Below are 18942 nucleotides of genomic sequence, written 5' to 3'. Positions count from 1 at the left end.
TTCTACGCGGGCGGTCTGCGCCGATTGCGGGCGGTCACGCCCTTTTCTTCTTTCAACGATCGTTTGACGCGCGCTTCCACGAACCGGTCGAGGATCTGGACGATGACGCCGCGTTGTTTCTTGTTGGCGACCGGCGGGATCGGGCCGCGGTTGGCCGGCGGCGAAATTTTCTCAAACGTGAAAGCAGGCATGGTGTATCCCCTCTTCGTTGAGATGAAACACTCCTGGGGCCTCCCGGCATCTTGAGCTGAACAGCCTGCACCGCAAAACCGTTCATCCGACTAACGCGGACGGATATAGTGAAGCACGGATTATGCCAAATTGTGGCCAACTCGGCCGCATTGCGGACCGCTCCACCGAACTCTAAAGTGACAAGGCGATGTTCGAAGCCCATTTCCAGACATTCGAAGAACCCGAAGGCGGCGTGGCGCTGACCGCGCGGCTCGCCCGCTTCCGCGAGGAACTGGCGCGGCGGAAGCTGACCGGCTTCGTGGTTCCCCGCGCCGATCAGCAGCAAAACGAGTACGTCGCGGCCTCCGAAGAGCGGCTGGCCTGGCTCAGCGGCTTCACCGGCTCGGCCGGCATGGCGATCGTCCTGACGCGCGAGGCTGCCGTTTTCGTCGATGGCCGCTATACGCTGCAGGCCGCCAAGCAGGTCGACCGCAAGGCCTGGCATATCGAGCCGCTGGCCGATCCGCCGCCGGAACACTGGCTGACCAAGCATCTTTCGGCCGGCGACCGCCTCGGTTTTGACCCGTGGCTGCACACTTCTGCGGCAGCCGAGCGCCTGGCCGCCGCCTGCACCAACGCCGGCGCGGAACTGATCGCGGTCGACAGCAACCCGCTGGACCAGGTGTGGACCGAGCGCCCGGCCCCGCCGCTCGGCCCCGTTTCCCTTCATGGCGTGCAGTTTTCCGGCGAGATCGAAGCCGAAAAACTCAAGCGGATCCGGCTCGAGATCGCCAAGCTCGGGGTCGAGGCGCTGGTACTGTCGGATAGCCACGCGGTGGCCTGGACCTTCAACATCCGCGGCGCCGACGTCTCGCACACGCCGCTGCCTTTGTCCTACGCGCTGGTGCCGAAGGACGGCCGCCCTACCATCTTCATCGATCATCGCAAGCTTTCGAACCTGACGCGCGACCATCTCGAACAAGCAGCCGATGTCCGGGAGCCCGACGCGCTGGCGCCTGATCTGACCGAGCTCGCGCGCAGCGGCGCCGCGATCGCCCTCGACAGCGCGACCGCCGCAGATGCGCTGAGCCGGCTGATCGCAGGCGCCGGGGGCAAACCGGTGCGTGGCAACGATCCGGTGAGCCTGCTGAAGGCGGTGAAGAATCTCACCGAGATCGAAGGCACGCGAACCGCGCACCAGCGTGACGCGGTGGCGCTGACGCGCTTCCTCGCCTGGATCGACCGCGAAGCGCCGTCAGGCGCGCTGACGGAGATCGACACCGTCGAGGCGCTGGAAACCTTCCGCCGCCAAACCTGCGCGCTGAAGGATGTTTCGTTTCCGACCATCGCCGGGACCGGGCCGCACGGCGCGATCGTGCATTACCGTGTCACCCGCAAGAGCAACCGGCGGATTTCGCCCGGCGATCTCCTGCTGATCGATTCCGGCGCGCAATATGAAGACGGCACCACCGACGTCACCCGCACGATCGCGATCGGCAACCCCACCGACGAAATGCGCGACCGCTTCACCCGCGTGTTGCGCGGGCACATCGCGATTGCGCGCGCGATCTTTCCCGACGGCACCACCGGCGCGCAGCTTGATTCCTTTGCGCGGCAATATCTCTGGCAGGCCGGCCTCGATTTCGAGCACGGCACCGGCCACGGCGTCGGCAGCTATCTCTCGGTGCATGAGGGCCCGGCGCGCATCTCAAAACTCGGCACCACGCCGCTGAAGCGCGGCATGATCCTTTCCAACGAGCCCGGCTATTACAAGACCGACGCCTATGGCATCCGGATCGAGAACCTCGAGCTCGTCATCGGCACCGACGTGCCAGGCGCGGAGAAGCCGGTGAATGCCTTCGAGACGCTGACGCTGGCGCCGATCGACCGCCGCCTGATCGACGTGAATATGCTGAGCGCGACAGAGCTGAAATGGCTGAACGATTACCATGAGCGGGTCAACCGCGCCGTGCGCCCCCACCTCGACGACAGCGCCACAAAGCTGTGGCTGGATGAGGCGACGGCAGCGATGCTGCCGCTTTGATCACTCACGCGCAGTCGTCGTCCCCCGCCACCGGGTCGGCGCGATGCGCCGCCCGATGACAGGCTCCGGCGGGGGACCCAGTACGCCGCGGCTCATCGATTCATCACTGACGTCTCTGGAATACTGGATCACCCGCTTTCGCGGGTGATGACAGCGAATTTGTTGCGCGTGACGAAATTCGCCGGCCCGCCCGCTACAGAGATACGGCGCGGGCGCCGGACACAAAACCGCGAAAACAACCCCATGCAAAGTAGAATCCAGCGGCCCGGCCTCGTACCCGCCTCCCCAATTCAGCATGGCCGCATGCTGAAACGTCCCTATTCGCGCTGAGCCGTCCCGCTACAGTCCGATTCAACCAAGAACAGGGATTTGAACTGAATGCACGGCGTCGCGGGCAAACCGCCCGGCGCGGCGGCGAACAATAACGCCGTCGCGACATCGAAAACCATGCTGCTGATGCTGGTCGCGATGACCGGCGTCGCGCCGATCTCGCTTTACATGCTGGTGCCGGCTTTGCCCGTGCTGGCAACGACGTTCGGCCGCGACATCGGGGTCGCGCAGATGACGGTGTCGCTGTTCATGGTCGGCATCGCCTGCTCGCAGCTCATCATGGGACCGCTGTCGGACAAGTTCGGCCGCCGTCCGGTGCTGCTCGCGGGCCTCGCCCTGATGGTGGCCGCCAGCATCGGCTGCTCGCTGGCGCAGACGCTGCCGCAGTTGATCGCCGCGCGGTTCCTGCAGGCGCTCGGCGGCGCCACCGGCATGGTGGTGAGCCGCGCCATCATCCGTGATCTCTATAGCCGCGACCGCATCAGTTCGATGATCAGCCTCGTGATCGCCGTCATGATGGTGGCGCAGATGTTGAGCGCGCTCGTCGGCGGCCTGCTGGAAACCGCGTTCGGCTGGCGCGCGATCTTCTATTTCATCACGGCCGCTTCGCTCGGCACCGCCGTGCTGATCGCCATCGCGCTACCCGAGACGCGCGGCGACCGCATCGCGGGTGGCGGCTTCCGCGGCGATGTCGGCAAGCTGATCCGCAACCGCGCCTTCATCGGCTATATGCTGTGCCAGGTGCTGGCTTCGCAGATCATCTTCACCTTTGCTGGCGGCGGGCCCTACATTGTGGTGACGCAGATGGGGCGGACCACCGCCGAATATGGCGCCTGGTTCGCGACAACCGGATTTGCGTATCTGGTCGGCAACCTGTTCTGCGTCCGCTTCGCGCCGCGCCATTCGCTGGAGAAGCTGATCTGGTTCGGGCTGGCGCTGCAATTCACCGGTGCGCTGCTGAATCTGATCTTCAGCATCGGCGGCATCAACCAGGCGCCGCTCTGGCTGTTCGGCACCCAGATGATCGTGATGGTCGCCAACGCCTTCGTGATGAACAACGCCGCGGCCGGCGCCATCAGCGTGCGGCCCGAGGCCGCCGGCACCGCCGCAGGCGCGATGGGGTTTCTGCAGCAAGGCATCGGCGCGCTGGTCTCGCAGTTCGGCGCCTATCTCGGCGGCCACTCCACGACCACGCTGCCGTTGACGGCGGCGATCTTCGCCCTGTCGATCGCGTGTGCGTTGGCGATGTTCTTTCTCGTGCCGCGGCCAACGGTCGTGGTCAGCGAGGAACTGATCAAGAAGGCCGAGGAGGAAGAGTCGGGGATGTTGTAAGCTCGTCATTCCCCGATCAGCTTTAGCCACTCGTCCTCGGTCAGCACGGCAACGCCGTGCTTCTTGGCTTCCGCAAGCTTTGAACCGGCACCGGGCCCCGCGACGACGTAGTCCGTCTTCTTCGACACCGAACCGGCCGCCTTGGCGCCCAACCTCTCGGCCGTGGCCTTGGCTTCATCGCGGGTCATTTTCTCAAGCGAGCCGGTAAATACCACCGTCTTGCCCGCTACCGCCGAATTGCTTTTCGGCCTTTCAGCGTCGACAATCGTGACTTCCTTCGTCAGCCGCTCGACGACGCCGCGATTGTGGCTTTCGCCGAAATAGGCGGCGACACTCTTGATGACGGTGTCGCCGATCTGGTCGAGCGCATCCATCTCGGCGATGGTTTCCTCGTCCCCGTTGGCGACCTTGAGGCAGGCATCGTGGAAGGCGTCCCAGGAACCGTAGCCGCGCGCCAGCGCCAGCGCGGTGGTCTCGCCGACATGGCGCATGCCGAGCGCATAGATGAAGCGCTCCAGCGCGATACGGCGGCGGCTCTCGACCGCGGCAAACAGATTGCGCACCGAGGTTTCGCCGTAGCCCTCGATCTCCTCGAGCTTCAGCTTGCTGTTGCGCTTTTGCAGCGTGAAGATATCCGCAGGCTCCCTCACCCATCCCTCGTCGAAGAAGTACTGAAGCTGCTTCTCGCCGAGACCATCGATATCGAAGGCGCGGCGCGACACGAACAGCTTCAAGTGCTCGATCTTCTGGAACGGACAGGCCAACTCGCCGGTGCAGCGGGCGCGCGACCCCTCCTCCCCGGTTGCCGTTTCTTCACGCACGACGTCGGTGTGCAGCGGGCACGGGCATTTCTTCGGGAAGTGAAACTCCTTCGCGCCCTTCGGCCGCTTGTCGATCACGACATCGACGACCTGCGGAATCACGTCGCCGGCGCGCTGGATCACGACGGTATCGCCGAGCCTGATGTCGCGGCCCTCGCGCAATTGCTCGCCCTTGTTGCCGATGCCCTTGATGTAATCCTCATTGTGCAGCGTGACGTTCTGCACGATGACGCCGCCGACGCCCACCGGCTCCAGCTTGCCGACCGGCGTGAACGATCCGGTGCGGCCGACCTGGATCTCGATGTCGCGCAGCACCGTCATGGCGCGCTCGGCGGGGAATTTGTGCGCAATGGCCCAGCGCGGCGTGCGCGAGACGAAGCCGAGCCGCTCCTGCCAGTCGATCCGGTCGATCTTGTAGACGACGCCGTCGATGTCGTAATCGAGCTCGGCGCGCTGCTCCTCGATCTTGCGATGGAACGCGATCAGATGCTCGACCGAGTGACAGAGCTTTGTCAGTGGGTTGGTCTTGAAGCCGCATCGCTCGAACCAGTGGATCATGCCGGTCTGCGTGTTTTCCGGCATCGCGCTCATCTGCCCCCAGGAATAGGCGAAGAAGCCGAGCGGCCGCGAAGCGGTAATCGAAGGATCCTTCTGGCGCAGCGAACCGGCTGCGGAATTTCGCGGATTGGCGAAGATGGTGTCGCCCGCGGCTTTCTGGCGTTCGTTCAGCGCCAGAAAAGCGTGCTTGGTCATGTAGACTTCGCCGCGCACCTCGCAGACATCAGGCACGTTGCGGCCCTTCAGCTTTTGCGGCACGTCCTCCAGCGTCCGGATGTTTGCGGTGACATCCTCGCCTACGGCGCCGTCGCCGCGGGTGGCGGCAGTGACAAGTTCGCCACCCTCATAGCGCAGCGACATCGACAGCCCGTCGATTTTCGGCTCGGCCGAGAAATTGATCTTGTCGTCACTGAGCTTGAGAAAACGCTCGATACGGCCGACGAAGTCGAGCACGTCCTGTTCGGCGAACGCGTTGTCGAGCGACAGCATCGGCACCGCGTGCCGGACCTTCCTGAATCGCCCCGACGGCGCCGCGCCGACCTTTTGCGACGGCGATTCCGCCGTGACGAATTCGGGAAACCGCTTCTCGATCGCGTTATAGCGCTGCCGCAGGGCGTCATATTCCGCGTCGCTGACGGTAGGAGCGTCTTCCTGATAATAGCGCTTGTCGTGGCCCTCGAGCTCCAGCGCCAGCCGCATGTGCTCGACCTTGGCCTGCGCCTTGGTCAGTTTTGCGACGTCGGTCAGGGTTTTTGTTTTAGATTTTGCTATCATGCTGGAAACTAAGTCCCCGTCATTCCGGGGCGCGCGAAGCGCGAACCCGGAAGCTCGAGATTCCGGGTTCGATGCTGCGCATCGCCCCGGAATGACTGGTTGATAACAGGCAATTTGCGACAATCATGAGCTACTACGTTTATATCATCGCGAGCCGCAGGGACGGAGCAATCTATATCGGCGTAACCAACGATCTCGTACGCCGAGTTTACGAGCATCGATCAAAAGCAGTCCCCGGCTTCGCCTCCAAATACAATATTACACAGCTTGTTTGGTTCGAAGTCTACGCTGATCCTGTTTCCGCAATTACGCGCGAGAAAGAACTCAAGAAGTGGAAAAGGAGCTGGAAGATACAGTTGATTGAAGCGGAGAACCCGCAGTGGAATGACTTATACGAATCGATCTGCTCCTGAGTTCGTCATTCCGGGATGGTCCGAAGGACCAGACCCGGAATCTCGAGATTCCGGGTTCGATGCTTCGCATCGCCCCGGAATGACGGCTAGCTAGCTCGCCGCGCGCAACAGCCGCTCCGCCGCTGCCCGCGCCTCGGCGGTGATCTCGGCGCCGGCAAGCATGCGGGCGATTTCCTCGCGGCGGAGGTCGGCGGCGAGCGCGTTCACGCGGGTGGCGACGCGCTTGCCCTTGTCGAGCGCGTCCTTGGAAATCAGGAGATGCTGGTTGGCGCGGGCGGCGACCTGCGGCGCGTGCGTCACCGCCATCACCTGGACCTGGCCGGCCAGCCGCGACAGCCGCGCGCCGATCGCATCCGCCACCGCGCCGCCGACGCCGGTATCGATTTCGTCGAACACCAGCGTGGGCGCCGAACCGCGGTCCGACAGTACCACCTTGAGCGCCAGCAGGAACCGCGACAGCTCACCGCCGGAAGCAACCTTCATCAGCGGGCCCGGCTTGGTGCCGGGATTGGTCTGCACCCAGAACTCGACGCGGTCGATGCCCTGCGGCCCCGGCGACTTCGCGTCGCTCTCGACCTGCGTCATGAACTTTGCGCGTTCGAGTTTTAGCGGCGCCAGTTCGGCGTTGACAGCCTTGTTGAGCTTCTCGGCGGATTTGGTCCGCGCCGCGGAAAGCTTCTCTGCAGCCGCGCCGTAGCGTCTATCGGCTTCATCGGCGGCGGCTTCCAGCTTCTTCAACTGATCGGCGCCGGCATCGATCAGCGCCACGTCGGCGACGAATTTGGCGGCGAGCGCCGCCAGCCCGTCAACCGGCGTCGAATATTTGCGCGAGGCGGCGCGCAGCGCAAACAGCCGCTCCTCGATGCGCTCCAGCTCGGCCGGATCGAAATCAGCCGCGACCAGGGCTGCGCTGAGATGCTGGTCGGCCTCTTCCAGCGCGTTGATCGCAATATCAATTGCCTTCACCGCCGGCTCGACCAACGCGGGCGAATTAGCGGCGCGGCGTTCGAGGCGGCGCACGGCGGCAGCCAGCGCCGGCACCGGCGAATGGGGGCCGCCGACCGCCTCCTGCGCCTCGCGCAGATCGCTTGCGATCTTCTCGCCCTGCATCATGATGGTGCGCCGTTCGGCGAGCGCCGTCTCCTCGCCGTCCTTCGGCTTCAGCGCTTTGAGTTCGTCGGCAGCGTGGCGCAGATAGTCCGCCTCGCGCGCGGCCCGTTCCATGCTGGCGCGATGCGCGTCGAGCGCGGTGTTGGCGGTGCGCCGCGCTTCCCAGAGCGTCTCCAGCGCGGCGACCTCTTTCTCGAGCCCGGCAAAGGCGTCGAGCAGTTGCCGGTGCGTCGAGGCGTCGACCAGCGCGCGCTCGTCATGCTGGCCGTGTATCTCGACCAGCGCTGCGCCCACGGCCTTGAGGGTCTGCACACTGATCGACTGATCGTTGATGAAGGCGCGGGTGCGGCCGTCGGCGAGCTGCACGCGGCGCAGAATCATTTCCCCGGTATCGTCGAGGCCGTTCTCGGACAGGATCCTTGCCGCCGGATGCGCCTTGGGGACGTCGAAGGTGGCTGTCACTTGGCCCTGCTCCGCGCCATGGCGGACCAGGCCCGAATCGCCGCGGCCGCCGAGCGCCAGCGCGAAGGCATCGAGCAGGATGGATTTGCCCGCGCCGGTTTCGCCGGTCAGCACCGCGAGGCCACGGGAGAATTCGATATCGAGCCGTTCGATCAGGACGATGTCACGGATCGACAGACGCGCCAGCATGCGAAGTCAATTCCTAGCCGAGACCCAATTTCTTGAAGGCCCTGGAAATATAGGAACCCTTGTTCTCGCTCGGCTCGAGACCGCCCGACTTTACAAGATTATAGGCGTCCTTGTACCAGCGGCTGTCAGGAAAATTGTGTCCAAGTACGGCCGCCGCCGTCTGCGCCTCGCCGACGATGCCGATCGCCATATAGGCCTCGGTGAGGCGGTAGAGCGCTTCCTCGACGTGGCGGGTGGTCTGATAGCGCGTGACCACGGTCTTGAAACGGTTGATCGCCGGGGTGAAGTCGCGCTTATCCAGATAATAGCGGCCGACATCCAATTCCTTGCCGGCGAGCTGGTCGCGCGCACCCTCGAGCTTGGCCTTGGCGGAGTTGGCATATTCCGAGGTCGGATATTTGCGAATCACCTCTTCCAGCGCGGCGATCGCCTTTTCCGTGCGCCCCTGGTCACGGGAGATGTCCGGGATCTGGTCGTAATGCGAGGCCGCGATCAGATATTGAGCGTAAGCCGCATCGGGGCTGCCGGGATGCAGCGTGACGTAACGGGTCGCCGCGCCGATGCAGCTATCGTAGTCGCCGGAATTGTAGAAGGAATAGGCCGACATCAGCAGCGATTTGCGTGCCCAGTCGGAATAAGGATGCTGGCGGTCGACTTCCTCGAATTTCTTCGACGCCGCCTTGTTATCCTTGCGCTGGTTCATCAAATACAAGCCCTCATTGTAGAGCTTGTCCGCAGGTTCCTCGTTGAAGGTGTCGTCCTTGGCGGCGAACTTGTCCCAGAGCGCGCCGGTGCCGCATCCGCTCAAGGGAATGGCAAGCGCGATCAGGCCCGCCGCCAGCCGCAACGACCGTCCGGCCCGCGCGAGGCTGGAAGACCCAAGTGATTTGCGTGGATCGAGCGTCATACGCTGTGCCGACATGGAATCTGTGACCTGACGCCTTTGATGCGGTTGATGACTGAGCCCGCCCGTCCATGAACCGCGGTCATGGAAGCCATATTCCCCGTGCCCACTTCTTTAAGAGCCCTTGGCGCTTATCGTGCAACCGCGGGCCTCTGTAGCCGAAAAATGGTCCTCAACCAACCGAATACGCAGCCAATTCGCCCGGATTAAGGCGGCTGGACGGCAGCGTTACCGATTGTGGTTATTACGGAAAACGCGCCTGTACGACACAAAAGCCCGGCCTTCACAGCCGAACTCGGTGCATTTCGCAAGCGAAGCGAAAGTCAGGACATTTCACAAAGCGAAAGTCAGGAAACATCCGGACCATAGGCCGGGGCGATCAAGCCGCCCACCATGCCCGCGCCTGCCTCGACATATCCGCGGGGACGGCGTGCCGGTTCGGCCTCGACCACCCGCCAGGCGCTGCGATCGGCCAGCAGGGCCGTCAGTACGGCGTGGTTCAGCTTGTGGCCGCCGCGCACCGAGCGGTAAGCGCCAAGCAGCGGCAAACCGGCCAGGGTAAGATCGCCAACCGCGTCCAGCGCCTTGTGACGGGCGCACTCGTCGCTGAAGCGCAGCCCTTCGGTGTTGAGCAGACGAGCGTCGTCGAGCACCACCGTATTCTCAAAAGAAGCGCCGCGCGCAAAGCCGGCGCTCCAGAGCCGCGCGACGTCGTTCATGAAGCCAAAGGTCCGGGCGCGAGAAACCTCGCGGCGGAAGCTTTCGGGGTTGAGATCGAGCGAAAAACTCTGGCGGCCGATCACGGGATTGGCGAAGTCGATCTCGACCTCGACACGGAACCCGCCAGCATGCGGGCGCAATTCGCCGAAGCTGTCGCCGATCGCAACCTGCACCGGCTTCAAGATCTGAATGAAGCGGCGAGAGGCCGACTGGGTGACGATGCCGGCCTGATCGATCGCGGCAACGAAGGCAGCGGCGCTGCCGTCCATGATCGGAACTTCGGGACCGTCGACTTCGATGATGGCATTGTCGACGCCCATGCCGCGCAAGGCTGCGAGCACATGTTCGGCGGTGGAGACCAGCGGGCCTTCGCGGTCGCCGAGAACGGTCGCAAGATCGGTGGCGGTTACGGATTCCGCGATGGCGGGAACTTCGCGATCAGCCTCATCAAGGCCGGTGCGGACAAAAATAAAACCTGCGTCCACAGGTGCAGGTCCGAGCGTAAGGCTGACAGGTAAACCGGAATGGACGCCAACACCCGTTACGGTGGCTTGCGACCGAAGCGTGGTTTGACGGCTGAACTTCATCGATAACTGCCCACTACCCGACTTAACCTAAAGACGGGAACCGCGCGTGACCGCCGATTCGCGTTCTAGGCATCCCCAAGTCACGGCAGACCATAGTCATTTCCCAAAGCACGCCAACTCACGCTTCTTTACGGATTGTTACCCTATCTCTGCCGCAATCGCGCCAAGGGTTAACCAAATTCCGGCACCGCCGGACGCCGTTTCAGCCGTCATATCTGATCACGCAATGAATAATTAATCATTTGAAATCAGTTGGTTGAGCGGTCGGCCGAGGCTCGGCCCTACGCATAAGAGAAGGGCTCCGGCTGGTCAGCCGGAGCCCCTTGGGCTGCCGCAATTGTTACAAAACCTCAGTTGGCCTGGCGTCGGAGGAAGGCCGGGATATCAAGATGGTCGTCACCCTGTGGCGCCGGCGCAACAGGTGCCGGGCGGCCATGGGCGTCCAAGCCTTGCGGTGCCGAGCGTTTTGCGTACTCCGATACCGGTTCGTGATTCGCCGCCATCTGCTGGGTGACGGTCCGCTGCGGCTTGCGCTCGGGCAGCGGCGCCATCGAAGGGCCGGAGGCACGCGCTGCGATCGGCGGCTCGGTCTCTTCGTCGCGGCGTCCGAGGCCGACATTGGCGAGCCGCTGCAGCAGCGACAGTCGGGTCTTCTGCGGATGTTCCTCCTCGGGCTCGCCGCGGGCCTGCCGGATTTCGGCCTGCGCCGGCATCGGAAGATCCTCGAACTTGGGCATCCGCGGCGTGCGGGCCGGCGGACGTTCGGCCGCCTGCGGGATGAAGGTCTCGGGCGTCGCCGGCTGCTCGGGCTCGATTCGGGCGGCCTCCTTGTGATCCGGGAACAGCGTCGGCTTCTGCGCGATCGGGCGGACGGTGACGTCGCCATATGACGCCGGCTGGATCGGCGCCTGTTGCGGCGTGTCAACCGCTGCTGCGATCGCGGCGAGTGCGGCACGCTCGACATTGTTGGACGAGCGTTGCGCGGGCGCTGGGGCTGGCGCAGAAGCAACCGCCTGCGTCCCGGGCGCCGGCTCGAGCTTCTGGGCGCGTTCAGCCAGGCGCGCATTGTCGGCGCGCAGGCGAGCGGTCAGTTCGGCCAGCCTGGAGTCCGGCGAAGCCGGGGCGGCAGTGGCCGGGGCGGCGACGGCGGGAGTGCCGGCGTTGCGCGCGATCTGCGACTGGTCGATACCGGTCGCGACGACGGAAACGCGGATGATGCCGTCGAGCGTCTCGTCGAAGGTGGCGCCGACGATGATGTTGGCGTCCTGATCGACTTCCTCGCGAATCCGGGTGGCGGCTTCGTCGACTTCGAACAGGGTCAGGTCCTTGCCGCCGGTAATCGAGATCAGCAGGCCGCGCGCCCCCTTCATCGATGAGTCGTCGATCAGCGGATTGGCGATCGCAGCTTCGGCTGCGGTCAGCGCACGCTTCTCGCCGGTCGCCTCGCCGGTACCCATCATCGCCTTGCCCATCTCGCGCATCACGGCGCGGACGTCGGCGAAGTCGAGGTTGATCAGGCCTTCCTTCACCATCAGATCGGTGATGCAGGCGACGCCCGAATAGAGCACCTGGTCGGCCATCGCAAAGGCGTCGGCAAAGGTGGTCTTTTCGTTGGCGACCCGGAACAGGTTCTGGTTCGGGATGATCAGCAGCGTATCGACCACCTTGTGGAGTTCGGCAATGCCGGACTCGGCGGTGCGCATGCGCCGCGCGCCCTCAAAATGGAATGGCTTGGTCACCACGCCGACGGTGAGGATGCCCATGTCGCGCGCGGTCTTGGCAATGACAGGGGCTGCGCCGGTGCCGGTGCCGCCGCCCATGCCGGCGGTGACGAACACCATGTTGGCGCCCGAGAGATGATCGCGAAGCTCGTCGATAACTTCCTGGGCCGCCGCCGCGCCGACATCAGGCTGGGACCCCGCGCCGAGGCCCTGTGTCACCTGGGTGCCCATCTGCACGATGCGCTGGGCCTTCGACATGGTCAGCGCCTGCGCGTCGGTGTTGGCGACGACGAAATCGACGCCCTGCAACCCGGCGGTGATCATGTTATTGACGGCATTGCCGCCTGCTCCACCGACGCCGAAGACGGTAATCCGCGGTTTCAGCTCGCTGATGTCAGGGGGGGTCAGATTGAGTGCCATGGTTGCCTCTCCTACGACGCGCGCGTTGGTTCGCCCCGGCCGGCGGCCGCGGGATTTGGTGAAATTCGTTTGGTTACAGGACCGGTCATCAGAAGCCCTCGCGAAGCCATCGTCCGACCTTTCCAAAATAGCCGTCAGTCCCTGTCCTGAGCTGCCGCGTATGCCGCGGTTCGACGTGTTCAAGATGAGCGTATTGCGGGTAGACCAGGAGGCCGGTCGGAACCGCGAACGAAGCGCTCTTGGCCTCGTTGGGCAGCCGGCCGAAACCGAGCGGCCGGCCGATCCGGACCGGCCGGTTGAGAATGCGGGTGGCGAGTTCCACGGTGCCGGTGAGCTGCGAAGCCCCGCCACTCAGGACGACCCGCGCCCGCGGCTCTGCCGCAAAGGGGGAATCCGCGAGCCGGTCCCGGACCATTTCAAAAATCTCCTCGGCGCGATGCCGAACGATGTTCGCGATCGTGGCGCGCGAGACAATCTGCGGAGCGTCGTGTTCCTCACCCGCGGTGGGCACGGACATCAACTCACGCGCGTCAGACCCGCCGGTCAGCACGGTCCCGTATAAAGTCTTGATTCGCTCGGCATCCGCAATGCATGCGCCGACGCCGCGTGCAAGATCCATCGTGACGTGCTGGCCGCCGAGCGCAAAACCCGAGGCGTGGACGAAACGGCCGGCGGAATAGGTCGCAATCGTGGTCGATCCGGCGCCCATTTCGACCACGGCGGCGCCGAGATCGGCTTCGTCATCGGTCAATACGGACAGGCCTGCGACATAAGGACTCGCCGCCATGGCCTCGACATTGAGGTGGCAGCGCTCGACCACCAGCATCAGATTGCGGGCGACCGTCGCATCCGCCGTCACCACATTCATGTCGACGCCAAACTGCCGCGCAACCATGCCGCGGGGGTCGCGGATACCCTTGACCCCATCCAGCGCGTAACCGACCGGCAGCGCGTGCAGCACCGTGCGCCCCTCCCCGGTCGCGTGGCGCATGCCGGTGGAGGTCACCCGGGTGACGTCATCTGATGTGACCGAGCCGCCTCTGATATCGGCGGCGGCTTCGACAAGCTGCCCCTGCAGCCGGCCGCCAGAAACCGACAGCAATATTGACTCAACGCGGACCTTGGCCATGCGCTCGGCCAGCGCCACCGTCTGCCGCACTGCCTGCTCGCATTCGGCAAGATCGACCACCGCGCCGGCCTTGACGCCGCGCGACTGGATCTGGCTGTAGCCGATCAATTCCACCGCATGGGTGCGGCCGCGCAGCGCCTCACTCGGCGGCGACGGCTTCAGCCGCGCGATCATGCAGGCGACCTTGCTGGTGCCGATATCAAGCGACGCCACCAGCGCCGTGCGCTTGTGGTCGACGGGGCGCGTCTTCGGGGTCTGATTGCGATCGAGGCCGGTCATGCGTCACCGGCCTTTTTCTTGGGTTTCTTGTCCTTGAACAGTTCTTCGCGGGCCTTGGCCGCATCTTCAGACAATTGCACCGTCAAGCGGTCCGGCAGGCGCATGTCGACCGCGACGATGTCGCGCGAGAACAGCCGGTCTTCCTTGTCGAGCTTGCTCAACACGGCAAGCGCATTGCCGACGTCGTTCTCCGGCAGGCGAATGTCGAGGCCGTCCTTCAGCCGCAGATTCCAGCGCCGTTCGCCGACCAAGATCGCAGCCTTGGTGACGATGCGGACCTGCGGATAGCGGTCAAGCAGCGCGAGGAAGTCACGGGCCCTGACGTCGGCGCCCTTGCCCACCACCAGCGGCAGCGTCACGAAGCGGCGCGAAACGTAGGGCTCCAGCACCGCGCCGTCCTCCGATATCACGGACAGCCGGCCGTCCTGCTGCCACAGCGCGAACGCCGTGCGCTCGACGATGTCGATCTGCAACTGACCGGGATAGAGCTTCAGGATGGTCGCATCTGCGATCCACGGATTGGCCTTGAGCTTGTCGCGCACGGTGGCGGCGTCGAGGAACAACAGCGAGGAGCGGCCGTTGACGCCGCCGATCGCGAGCACCTCGTCCTGACTCAATTGCTTGCGGCCATTGATGGCTACCGTCGTGATGCGGAATCCGGCCGAATTGGCCAACGCATTGCGGGTGTCACTGAGCGCGACCATGAATTCATCGACATGACCGCCCTTGACGATGCCAAGGCCGGCGCTGCCGAGCAGCATCAGCACGGTCAAGGCGACGCCGGCGCGGTTCGGAAGGTAACGTTCGACCAGCAGGACCAGGCGATTCGTCGGCTCGCGATCGATTACGGGCCTGGCCGGCACACGGGCGCGACGGCCCAGCCGCTCGCGCAGCAGCACGACCGCTCCAATAGCGGCTGCTTTCAGGTTAGCCTGGGGCCCCCGCGATCTCAGCGACCGCCCGAGGCGTCCTGCACCATCCATTGCACGAGCCTGTCCAAGTGTTGTTCCCGCAAGCTTTTTTGCGAGCGCTGGCTCAGATGACGTCTCGGCCGTGCCGGACTTAAGTGCTGACCTGAAGTCGGAACAGCGCACGCCCCGGCAGCCAAGCGCCACATGCGCCGCCAGCGTTAACCTTCGTTCTTCCTGGTAAACAAAGTGTAAAAACGGGGGGCCAGTGACGCGCTTTGGCCCGTCTTTTGAGTGGTTTGCCGGACAATTCTTAGGATTTTAGCAACAATTCTCGTGGCGAGGTTAGTTCCGGGTTAACGGCCTGTTAACGCGCCGTCCGGCCGGTCACGCCCGTTCCCGGCTGCGCCGTTCAGCCAACGTGATCTGATCACGCAGAAAATCCGGAAATTCGATGCCCTGGGCCTTGAGCGCCTTCGGGTAGAGCGAGGCCGCCGTCAGGCCCGGCAGGGTATTGGTTTCCAGGTAAACCGGCCCCTTCGCCGAGATGATGAAGTCGGTCCGGGAGTAACCGCTGCACGACAGCGCCCGGTGCGCCCGCAGCGCCTGGTCCATGAGGGCTGTGCTGATCTCGGGCGAAAAGCGTCCAGGGCAGATCTCCTGGGTGGATTTCAGCAGGTATTTCGCCGCGTAGTCGAATGCGCCATCCGCAGGCACGATCTCGATCGGCGGCAGCGAAAACATCGAGCCGTCCGACTGCTCCAGCACGCCGCAGGTCGCTTCCACGCCCGAGACGAACGGCTCGATCAGATATTCCTCTGTCTTGGCGGCGTTGCGGACGGCGACAAGATCCTGCTTCGCATTGACGAAGATCAGGCCGTAGCTCGATCCATCCCGCGCCGGCTTTGCAATCAGCTTGCCGTATTCGGCGAACGCCGCGTCGAGGTGTTCCAGGGTGACGCTGGCCGGCGTTGCTACGCCCGCTATCGCCGCGAATCGTTTGGCCGCCACTTTGTCCAGGGCGAGGTTGGACGACGCCGAACCGGAGCCGGTGAAGGGAATCCCCCGCAGTTCGCACATCGCCTGCAATTCGCCGTTCTCGGCCCGGCCGCCATGCAGGCCGAGCACCAGCACGCGATCCTCGGACTTCGCCTTGTCGAGCGCCGCTTCGAGCGGCAGGCCGCGATTGCCGGGTTTGAATTCATCCTCGAACGGACGCGCGTGCCCGAGCAGCAACTGCGACGCGACCTCATGCACGGTATCGGCAATGTCCCAGAACCAGAGATCGGCTTCCGGCAATGCCCGATGCAGCGCCTGGGCGCTCGCGACCGAGACCAGTCGCTCCGTGTTCGTGCCGCCAAAGAGAATGGTAATCCGCATTCGACCTCTTCCTATCCGTCATTCCGGGATGGTCCGAAGGACCAGACCTCAGATGCGCAATTGCGCATCGGGGAATCTCGAGATTCCGAGTTCGATGCTTCGCATCGCCCCGGAATGACGAAATGGCGGCTAGACCGGAATTCCGATCCGCTTGATTTCCCAGTGTAGCTCGATTCCAGAATTCGCTTTAACCCGCTCGCGCACGGTTTCACCCAGCGTTTCAATATCATGCCCGGTGGCGTTGCCGGTGTTGATGAGGAAATTGCAGTGCATTTCCGAGACCTGCGCGCCGCCGACACGCAAGCCCCGGCAGCCGGCGGCGTCGATCAGTTTCCAGGCGCTGTTGCCGGGCGGGTTCTTGAAGGTCGACCCTCCGGTCTTTTCGCGAATCGGCTGCGCGGTTTCGCGATGGGTCTGCACCTGGTTCATCCGCGTGCGGATGGTTTCGGGATCCGCGACCTGCCCGCGAAATCGCGCCGAGGTGAAAATGATCGAAGGATCGACGCCGCTATTGCGATAGACGAACTTCATGTCAGCGTTGGTGAAGATATGTTTGGTGCCGTCGCGGCCGATGCCGGTTGCTTCGACCAGCACGTCCTTGGTCTCGCTGCCATTGGCGCCGGCATTCATCCGCAGTGCGCCGCCGATGGTGCCGGGAATGCCGAACAAGAATTCCATGCCGCCGATATTGGCGGCCGCCGCCGTTTCCGCCACGCGCTTGTCGAGCGCAGCCGTGCCTGCGCTGACCACATCGCCTGAGGCAGACGTCTCGCCGAACGCCCGCGGCGACAGGCGGATCACCACGCCTTCCATGCCGCCATCGCGCACGATCAGGTTGGAGCCGACGCCAACGACATAGACCGGCAACTCCTTCGAAAGCAGCTTTAAGAAGTAGGCGAGATCGCCTTCATCCGCCGGCGTAAACAAGACCTGCGCTGGCCCGCCGACGCGAAACCACGTCAGCTCCGCCAGCGACTGGTTCGCCAGCAGCCGCCCGCGCAGTTGCGGCATGGCGGCTTTGAGATCGGGCGTGATGTCGGGAAAGGTCAAGCTAGCTCCCTCAACTCGTCATGGCCGGGCTTGTCCGGCGATCCACGTCTTGCAATATCTCGGCATGGCAGGTGGATACGTCTACATTCTGACCAATCGTCCCAACGGAGTTCTCGATGTCGAGGTGACGAGATCGAGAGCGAGTGCCCCATCATCCCAGCGCCTTCAATTCATCGGGCAACGCGTAGGCCCATTGCGTGATGTTGCCGGCGCCCAGGCAGACGACGAGGTCGCCGGAACCCGCGATGCCGTGCACGACTTTGGCCAGCTCCGCCGAACTCGGCAACGGGATCACCTCGCGATGGCCATGGGCGCGCAGGCCGAGCACGAAATTGTCGCGGTCGATCCCTTCGATCGGTGCCTCGCCGGCCGGATAGACGTCGGCGACGACAACCGCGTCGGCATCGTTGAAGCAGGTGCAGAATTCCTCGAACAGCGATTGCAGGCGCGTAAAGCGGTGCGGCTGCACCACCGCGATGACCTTGCCGTTGGCCGATTCCCGTGCCGCCTTCAGCACGGCCGCGATCTCGACGGGGTGATGGCCATAATCGTCGATCACGGTGATGCCGTTCCATTCGCCGGTCCGGGTGAAGCGCCGCTTGACGCCGCCGAAGCCGGCAATCGCCTTGCGGATCGCCGCGTCGGACATGCCGAGCTCATACGCCACCGCGATCGCCGCCGTCGCATTCGAGGCGTTGTGCCGTCCCGGCATCGGCAGCATGATGTCGGCGATTTCGTGCGTGGCATCGGTCTTGCGGTTGCGGAACACGACTTTGAATTTCGAGCCGCCGCCGATCGGCGTCAAGTCGACCATCCGCGCATCGGCCTGCGGGTTTTCACCATAGGTGACGATGCGGCGGTCCTCGATCTTGCCGACAAGGGTCTGCACCACGGGATGATCGGTGCACATCACGGCAAAGCCGTAGAACGGCACGTTCTCCACGAAATTGCGGAATGCGTCCTGGATCGCCTCGAAAGTCTTGAAGTGATCGAGATGTTCGGGATCGATGTTGGTGACGATCACGACGTCGGACGGAAGCTTCAGGAACGTGCCGTCGCTCTCATCGGCTTCGACCACCATCCAGTCGCCCGCGCCCAGCCGCGCGTTGGAGCCGTAGGCATTGATGATACCGCCGTTGATCACGGTCGGATCGAGACCGCCGGCATCGAGCAGTGTCGCCACCATCGTCGTCGTGGTGGTTTTGCCGTGGGTGCCGGCAATCGCGACGCAGCTTTTCAAGCGCATCAGCTCGGCCAGCATTTCGGCGCGTCGCACCACCGGAATACGCTGGGCGCGGGCTGCCATCAGTTCCGGATTGTCGCGCTTGATCGCGGTCGAGACCACGACCACGTCAGCGCCGTCGACGTTCTCGGCCTTGTGACCGACCGAAACCGCAATCCCCTTCTCCCGCAGCCGCGCGACATTGCCGCCTTCGGACGCGTCCGAGCCCTGCACCGTATAGCCCAAATTGCACAGCACCTCGGCGATGCCGCTCATGCCGATGCCGCCGATCCCGACGAAGTGAATGGGTCCGATCTCGCGCGGCAGTCTCATAGATTGTTCCTCGACCGTCATCGCCCGCGAAGGCGGGCGATCCAGTATTCCGCGAAGCCCCAAGATTCAGATCAGCCGCGCGGAG

The 18942-nt window shown here is 64.1% G+C and carries 14 protein-coding genes; 3 read left to right on the top strand and 11 right to left on the bottom strand.

Annotation, left to right across the window (positions count from 1 at the left end):
* Positions 1–2: 2 nt before the first annotated feature.
* A complete protein-coding gene (locus V1288_RS19315; protein ID WP_334358544.1) occupies positions 3–191 on the bottom strand; it encodes a hypothetical protein in 189 nt (62 codons plus the stop codon).
* A 188-nt stretch (positions 192–379) separates the two neighbouring features.
* On the opposite strand from V1288_RS19315, the gene V1288_RS19310 reads away from it, so the two are divergent.
* Together V1288_RS19310 and V1288_RS19305 are read left to right on the top strand one after the other, a co-directional pair.
* Positions 380–2215, top strand: a complete 1836-nt coding sequence (locus V1288_RS19310; protein WP_334358543.1) for an aminopeptidase P family protein — start codon at positions 380–382, stop codon at positions 2213–2215.
* 378 nt (positions 2216–2593) lie between these two features.
* Entirely contained in the window at positions 2594–3877 is a 1284-nt protein-coding gene (locus tag V1288_RS19305; protein ID WP_334358542.1) for a multidrug effflux MFS transporter, read from the top strand.
* Positions 3878–3882: 5 nt separating this feature from the next.
* Here the strand turns inward: V1288_RS19305 and ligA are convergent, their stop codons facing one another.
* Positions 3883–6030, bottom strand: coding sequence for an NAD-dependent DNA ligase LigA (gene ligA / locus V1288_RS19300; protein WP_334358541.1), 2148 nt, complete (start codon positions 6028–6030; stop codon positions 3883–3885).
* A 125-nt stretch (positions 6031–6155) separates the two neighbouring features.
* Here ligA and V1288_RS19295 point away from each other — a divergent pair, with 125 nt between their 5' ends.
* Positions 6156–6443, top strand: a complete 288-nt coding sequence (locus tag V1288_RS19295; RefSeq protein ID WP_334358540.1) for a GIY-YIG nuclease family protein — start codon at positions 6156–6158, stop codon at positions 6441–6443.
* A gap of 90 nt (positions 6444–6533) precedes the next feature.
* On the opposite strand, the gene recN is transcribed toward V1288_RS19295, so the two are convergent.
* The 9 genes from recN to murC all read right to left on the bottom strand — a co-directional run bounded on the left by recN (position 6534) and on the right by murC (position 18857).
* The gene (recN, locus tag V1288_RS19290; protein ID WP_334358539.1) at positions 6534–8204 is read right to left on the bottom strand and encodes a DNA repair protein RecN; all 1671 of its coding nucleotides are present in this window, start codon (positions 8202–8204) and stop codon (positions 6534–6536) included.
* Between the two features lie 13 nt (positions 8205–8217).
* A complete protein-coding gene (locus V1288_RS19285; RefSeq protein WP_334358538.1) occupies positions 8218–9126 on the bottom strand; it encodes an outer membrane protein assembly factor BamD in 909 nt (302 codons plus the stop codon).
* A gap of 329 nt (positions 9127–9455) precedes the next feature.
* Positions 9456–10415, bottom strand: coding sequence for a UDP-3-O-acyl-N-acetylglucosamine deacetylase (lpxC, locus tag V1288_RS19280; protein WP_334358537.1), 960 nt, complete (start codon positions 10413–10415; stop codon positions 9456–9458).
* A gap of 350 nt (positions 10416–10765) precedes the next feature.
* Positions 10766–12556, bottom strand: coding sequence for a cell division protein FtsZ (gene ftsZ / locus V1288_RS19275; RefSeq protein ID WP_334358536.1), 1791 nt, complete (start codon positions 12554–12556; stop codon positions 10766–10768).
* Between the two features lie 88 nt (positions 12557–12644).
* Complete coding sequence (gene ftsA / locus V1288_RS19270) at positions 12645–13964, bottom strand: cell division protein FtsA (protein ID WP_334358535.1); 1320 nt, start codon at positions 13962–13964, stop codon at positions 12645–12647.
* Positions 13961–14947: a cell division protein FtsQ/DivIB gene (locus tag V1288_RS19265; protein ID WP_334358534.1), complete on the bottom strand. Its 987-nt coding sequence runs from the start codon at positions 14945–14947 to the stop codon at positions 13961–13963. The genes ftsA and V1288_RS19265 overlap by 4 nt, the downstream gene beginning before the upstream one ends.
* A 312-nt stretch (positions 14948–15259) precedes the next feature.
* The gene (locus tag V1288_RS19260; RefSeq protein ID WP_334358533.1) at positions 15260–16252 is read right to left on the bottom strand and encodes a D-alanine--D-alanine ligase family protein; all 993 of its coding nucleotides are present in this window, start codon (positions 16250–16252) and stop codon (positions 15260–15262) included.
* A 129-nt stretch (positions 16253–16381) separates the two neighbouring features.
* Positions 16382–17302 carry a UDP-N-acetylmuramate dehydrogenase gene (gene murB / locus V1288_RS19255; protein WP_334358532.1) on the bottom strand — a complete coding sequence of 307 codons (921 nt, stop codon included), beginning with the start codon at positions 17300–17302 and terminating at the stop codon, positions 16382–16384.
* A gap of 151 nt (positions 17303–17453) precedes the next feature.
* Positions 17454–18857, bottom strand: a complete 1404-nt coding sequence (gene murC / locus V1288_RS19250; RefSeq protein WP_334358531.1) for a UDP-N-acetylmuramate--L-alanine ligase — start codon at positions 18855–18857, stop codon at positions 17454–17456.
* Between the last annotated feature and the right edge of the window lie 85 nt (positions 18858–18942).

Origin of the sequence: Bradyrhizobium sp. AZCC 2176 (genome assembly GCF_036924645.1) — a bacterium.
Lineage (GTDB): Bacteria > Pseudomonadota > Alphaproteobacteria > Rhizobiales > Xanthobacteraceae > Bradyrhizobium.
Note: the sequence above shows the minus strand (reverse complement) of the source record. Positions and strands in the feature narration are given on the sequence as shown.

What these genes read in the sequence shown, in the direction of transcription:
- V1288_RS19315 (WP_334358544.1), bottom strand. Translation starts at nt 191, where the DNA reads ATGCCTGCTTTCACGTTTGAGAAAATTTCGCCGCCGGCCAACCGCGGC.
- V1288_RS19310 (WP_334358543.1), top strand. Translation starts at nt 380, where the DNA reads ATGTTCGAAGCCCATTTCCAGACATTCGAAGAACCCGAAGGCGGCGTG.
- V1288_RS19305 (WP_334358542.1), top strand. Translation starts at nt 2,594, where the DNA reads ATGCACGGCGTCGCGGGCAAACCGCCCGGCGCGGCGGCGAACAATAAC.
- ligA (WP_334358541.1), bottom strand. Translation starts at nt 6,030, where the DNA reads ATGATAGCAAAATCTAAAACAAAAACCCTGACCGACGTCGCAAAACTG.
- V1288_RS19295 (WP_334358540.1), top strand. Translation starts at nt 6,156, where the DNA reads ATGAGCTACTACGTTTATATCATCGCGAGCCGCAGGGACGGAGCAATC.
- recN (WP_334358539.1), bottom strand. Translation starts at nt 8,204, where the DNA reads ATGCTGGCGCGTCTGTCGATCCGTGACATCGTCCTGATCGAACGGCTC.
- V1288_RS19285 (WP_334358538.1), bottom strand. Translation starts at nt 9,126, where the DNA reads ATGTCGGCACAGCGTATGACGCTCGATCCACGCAAATCACTTGGGTCT.
- lpxC (WP_334358537.1), bottom strand. Translation starts at nt 10,415, where the DNA reads ATGAAGTTCAGCCGTCAAACCACGCTTCGGTCGCAAGCCACCGTAACG.
- ftsZ (WP_334358536.1), bottom strand. Translation starts at nt 12,556, where the DNA reads ATGGCACTCAATCTGACCCCCCCTGACATCAGCGAGCTGAAACCGCGG.
- ftsA (WP_334358535.1), bottom strand. Translation starts at nt 13,964, where the DNA reads ATGACCGGCCTCGATCGCAATCAGACCCCGAAGACGCGCCCCGTCGAC.
- V1288_RS19265 (WP_334358534.1), bottom strand. Translation starts at nt 14,947, where the DNA reads ATGGATGGTGCAGGACGCCTCGGGCGGTCGCTGAGATCGCGGGGGCCC.
- V1288_RS19260 (WP_334358533.1), bottom strand. Translation starts at nt 16,252, where the DNA reads ATGCGGATTACCATTCTCTTTGGCGGCACGAACACGGAGCGACTGGTC.
- murC (WP_334358531.1), bottom strand. Translation starts at nt 18,857, where the DNA reads ATGAGACTGCCGCGCGAGATCGGACCCATTCACTTCGTCGGGATCGGC.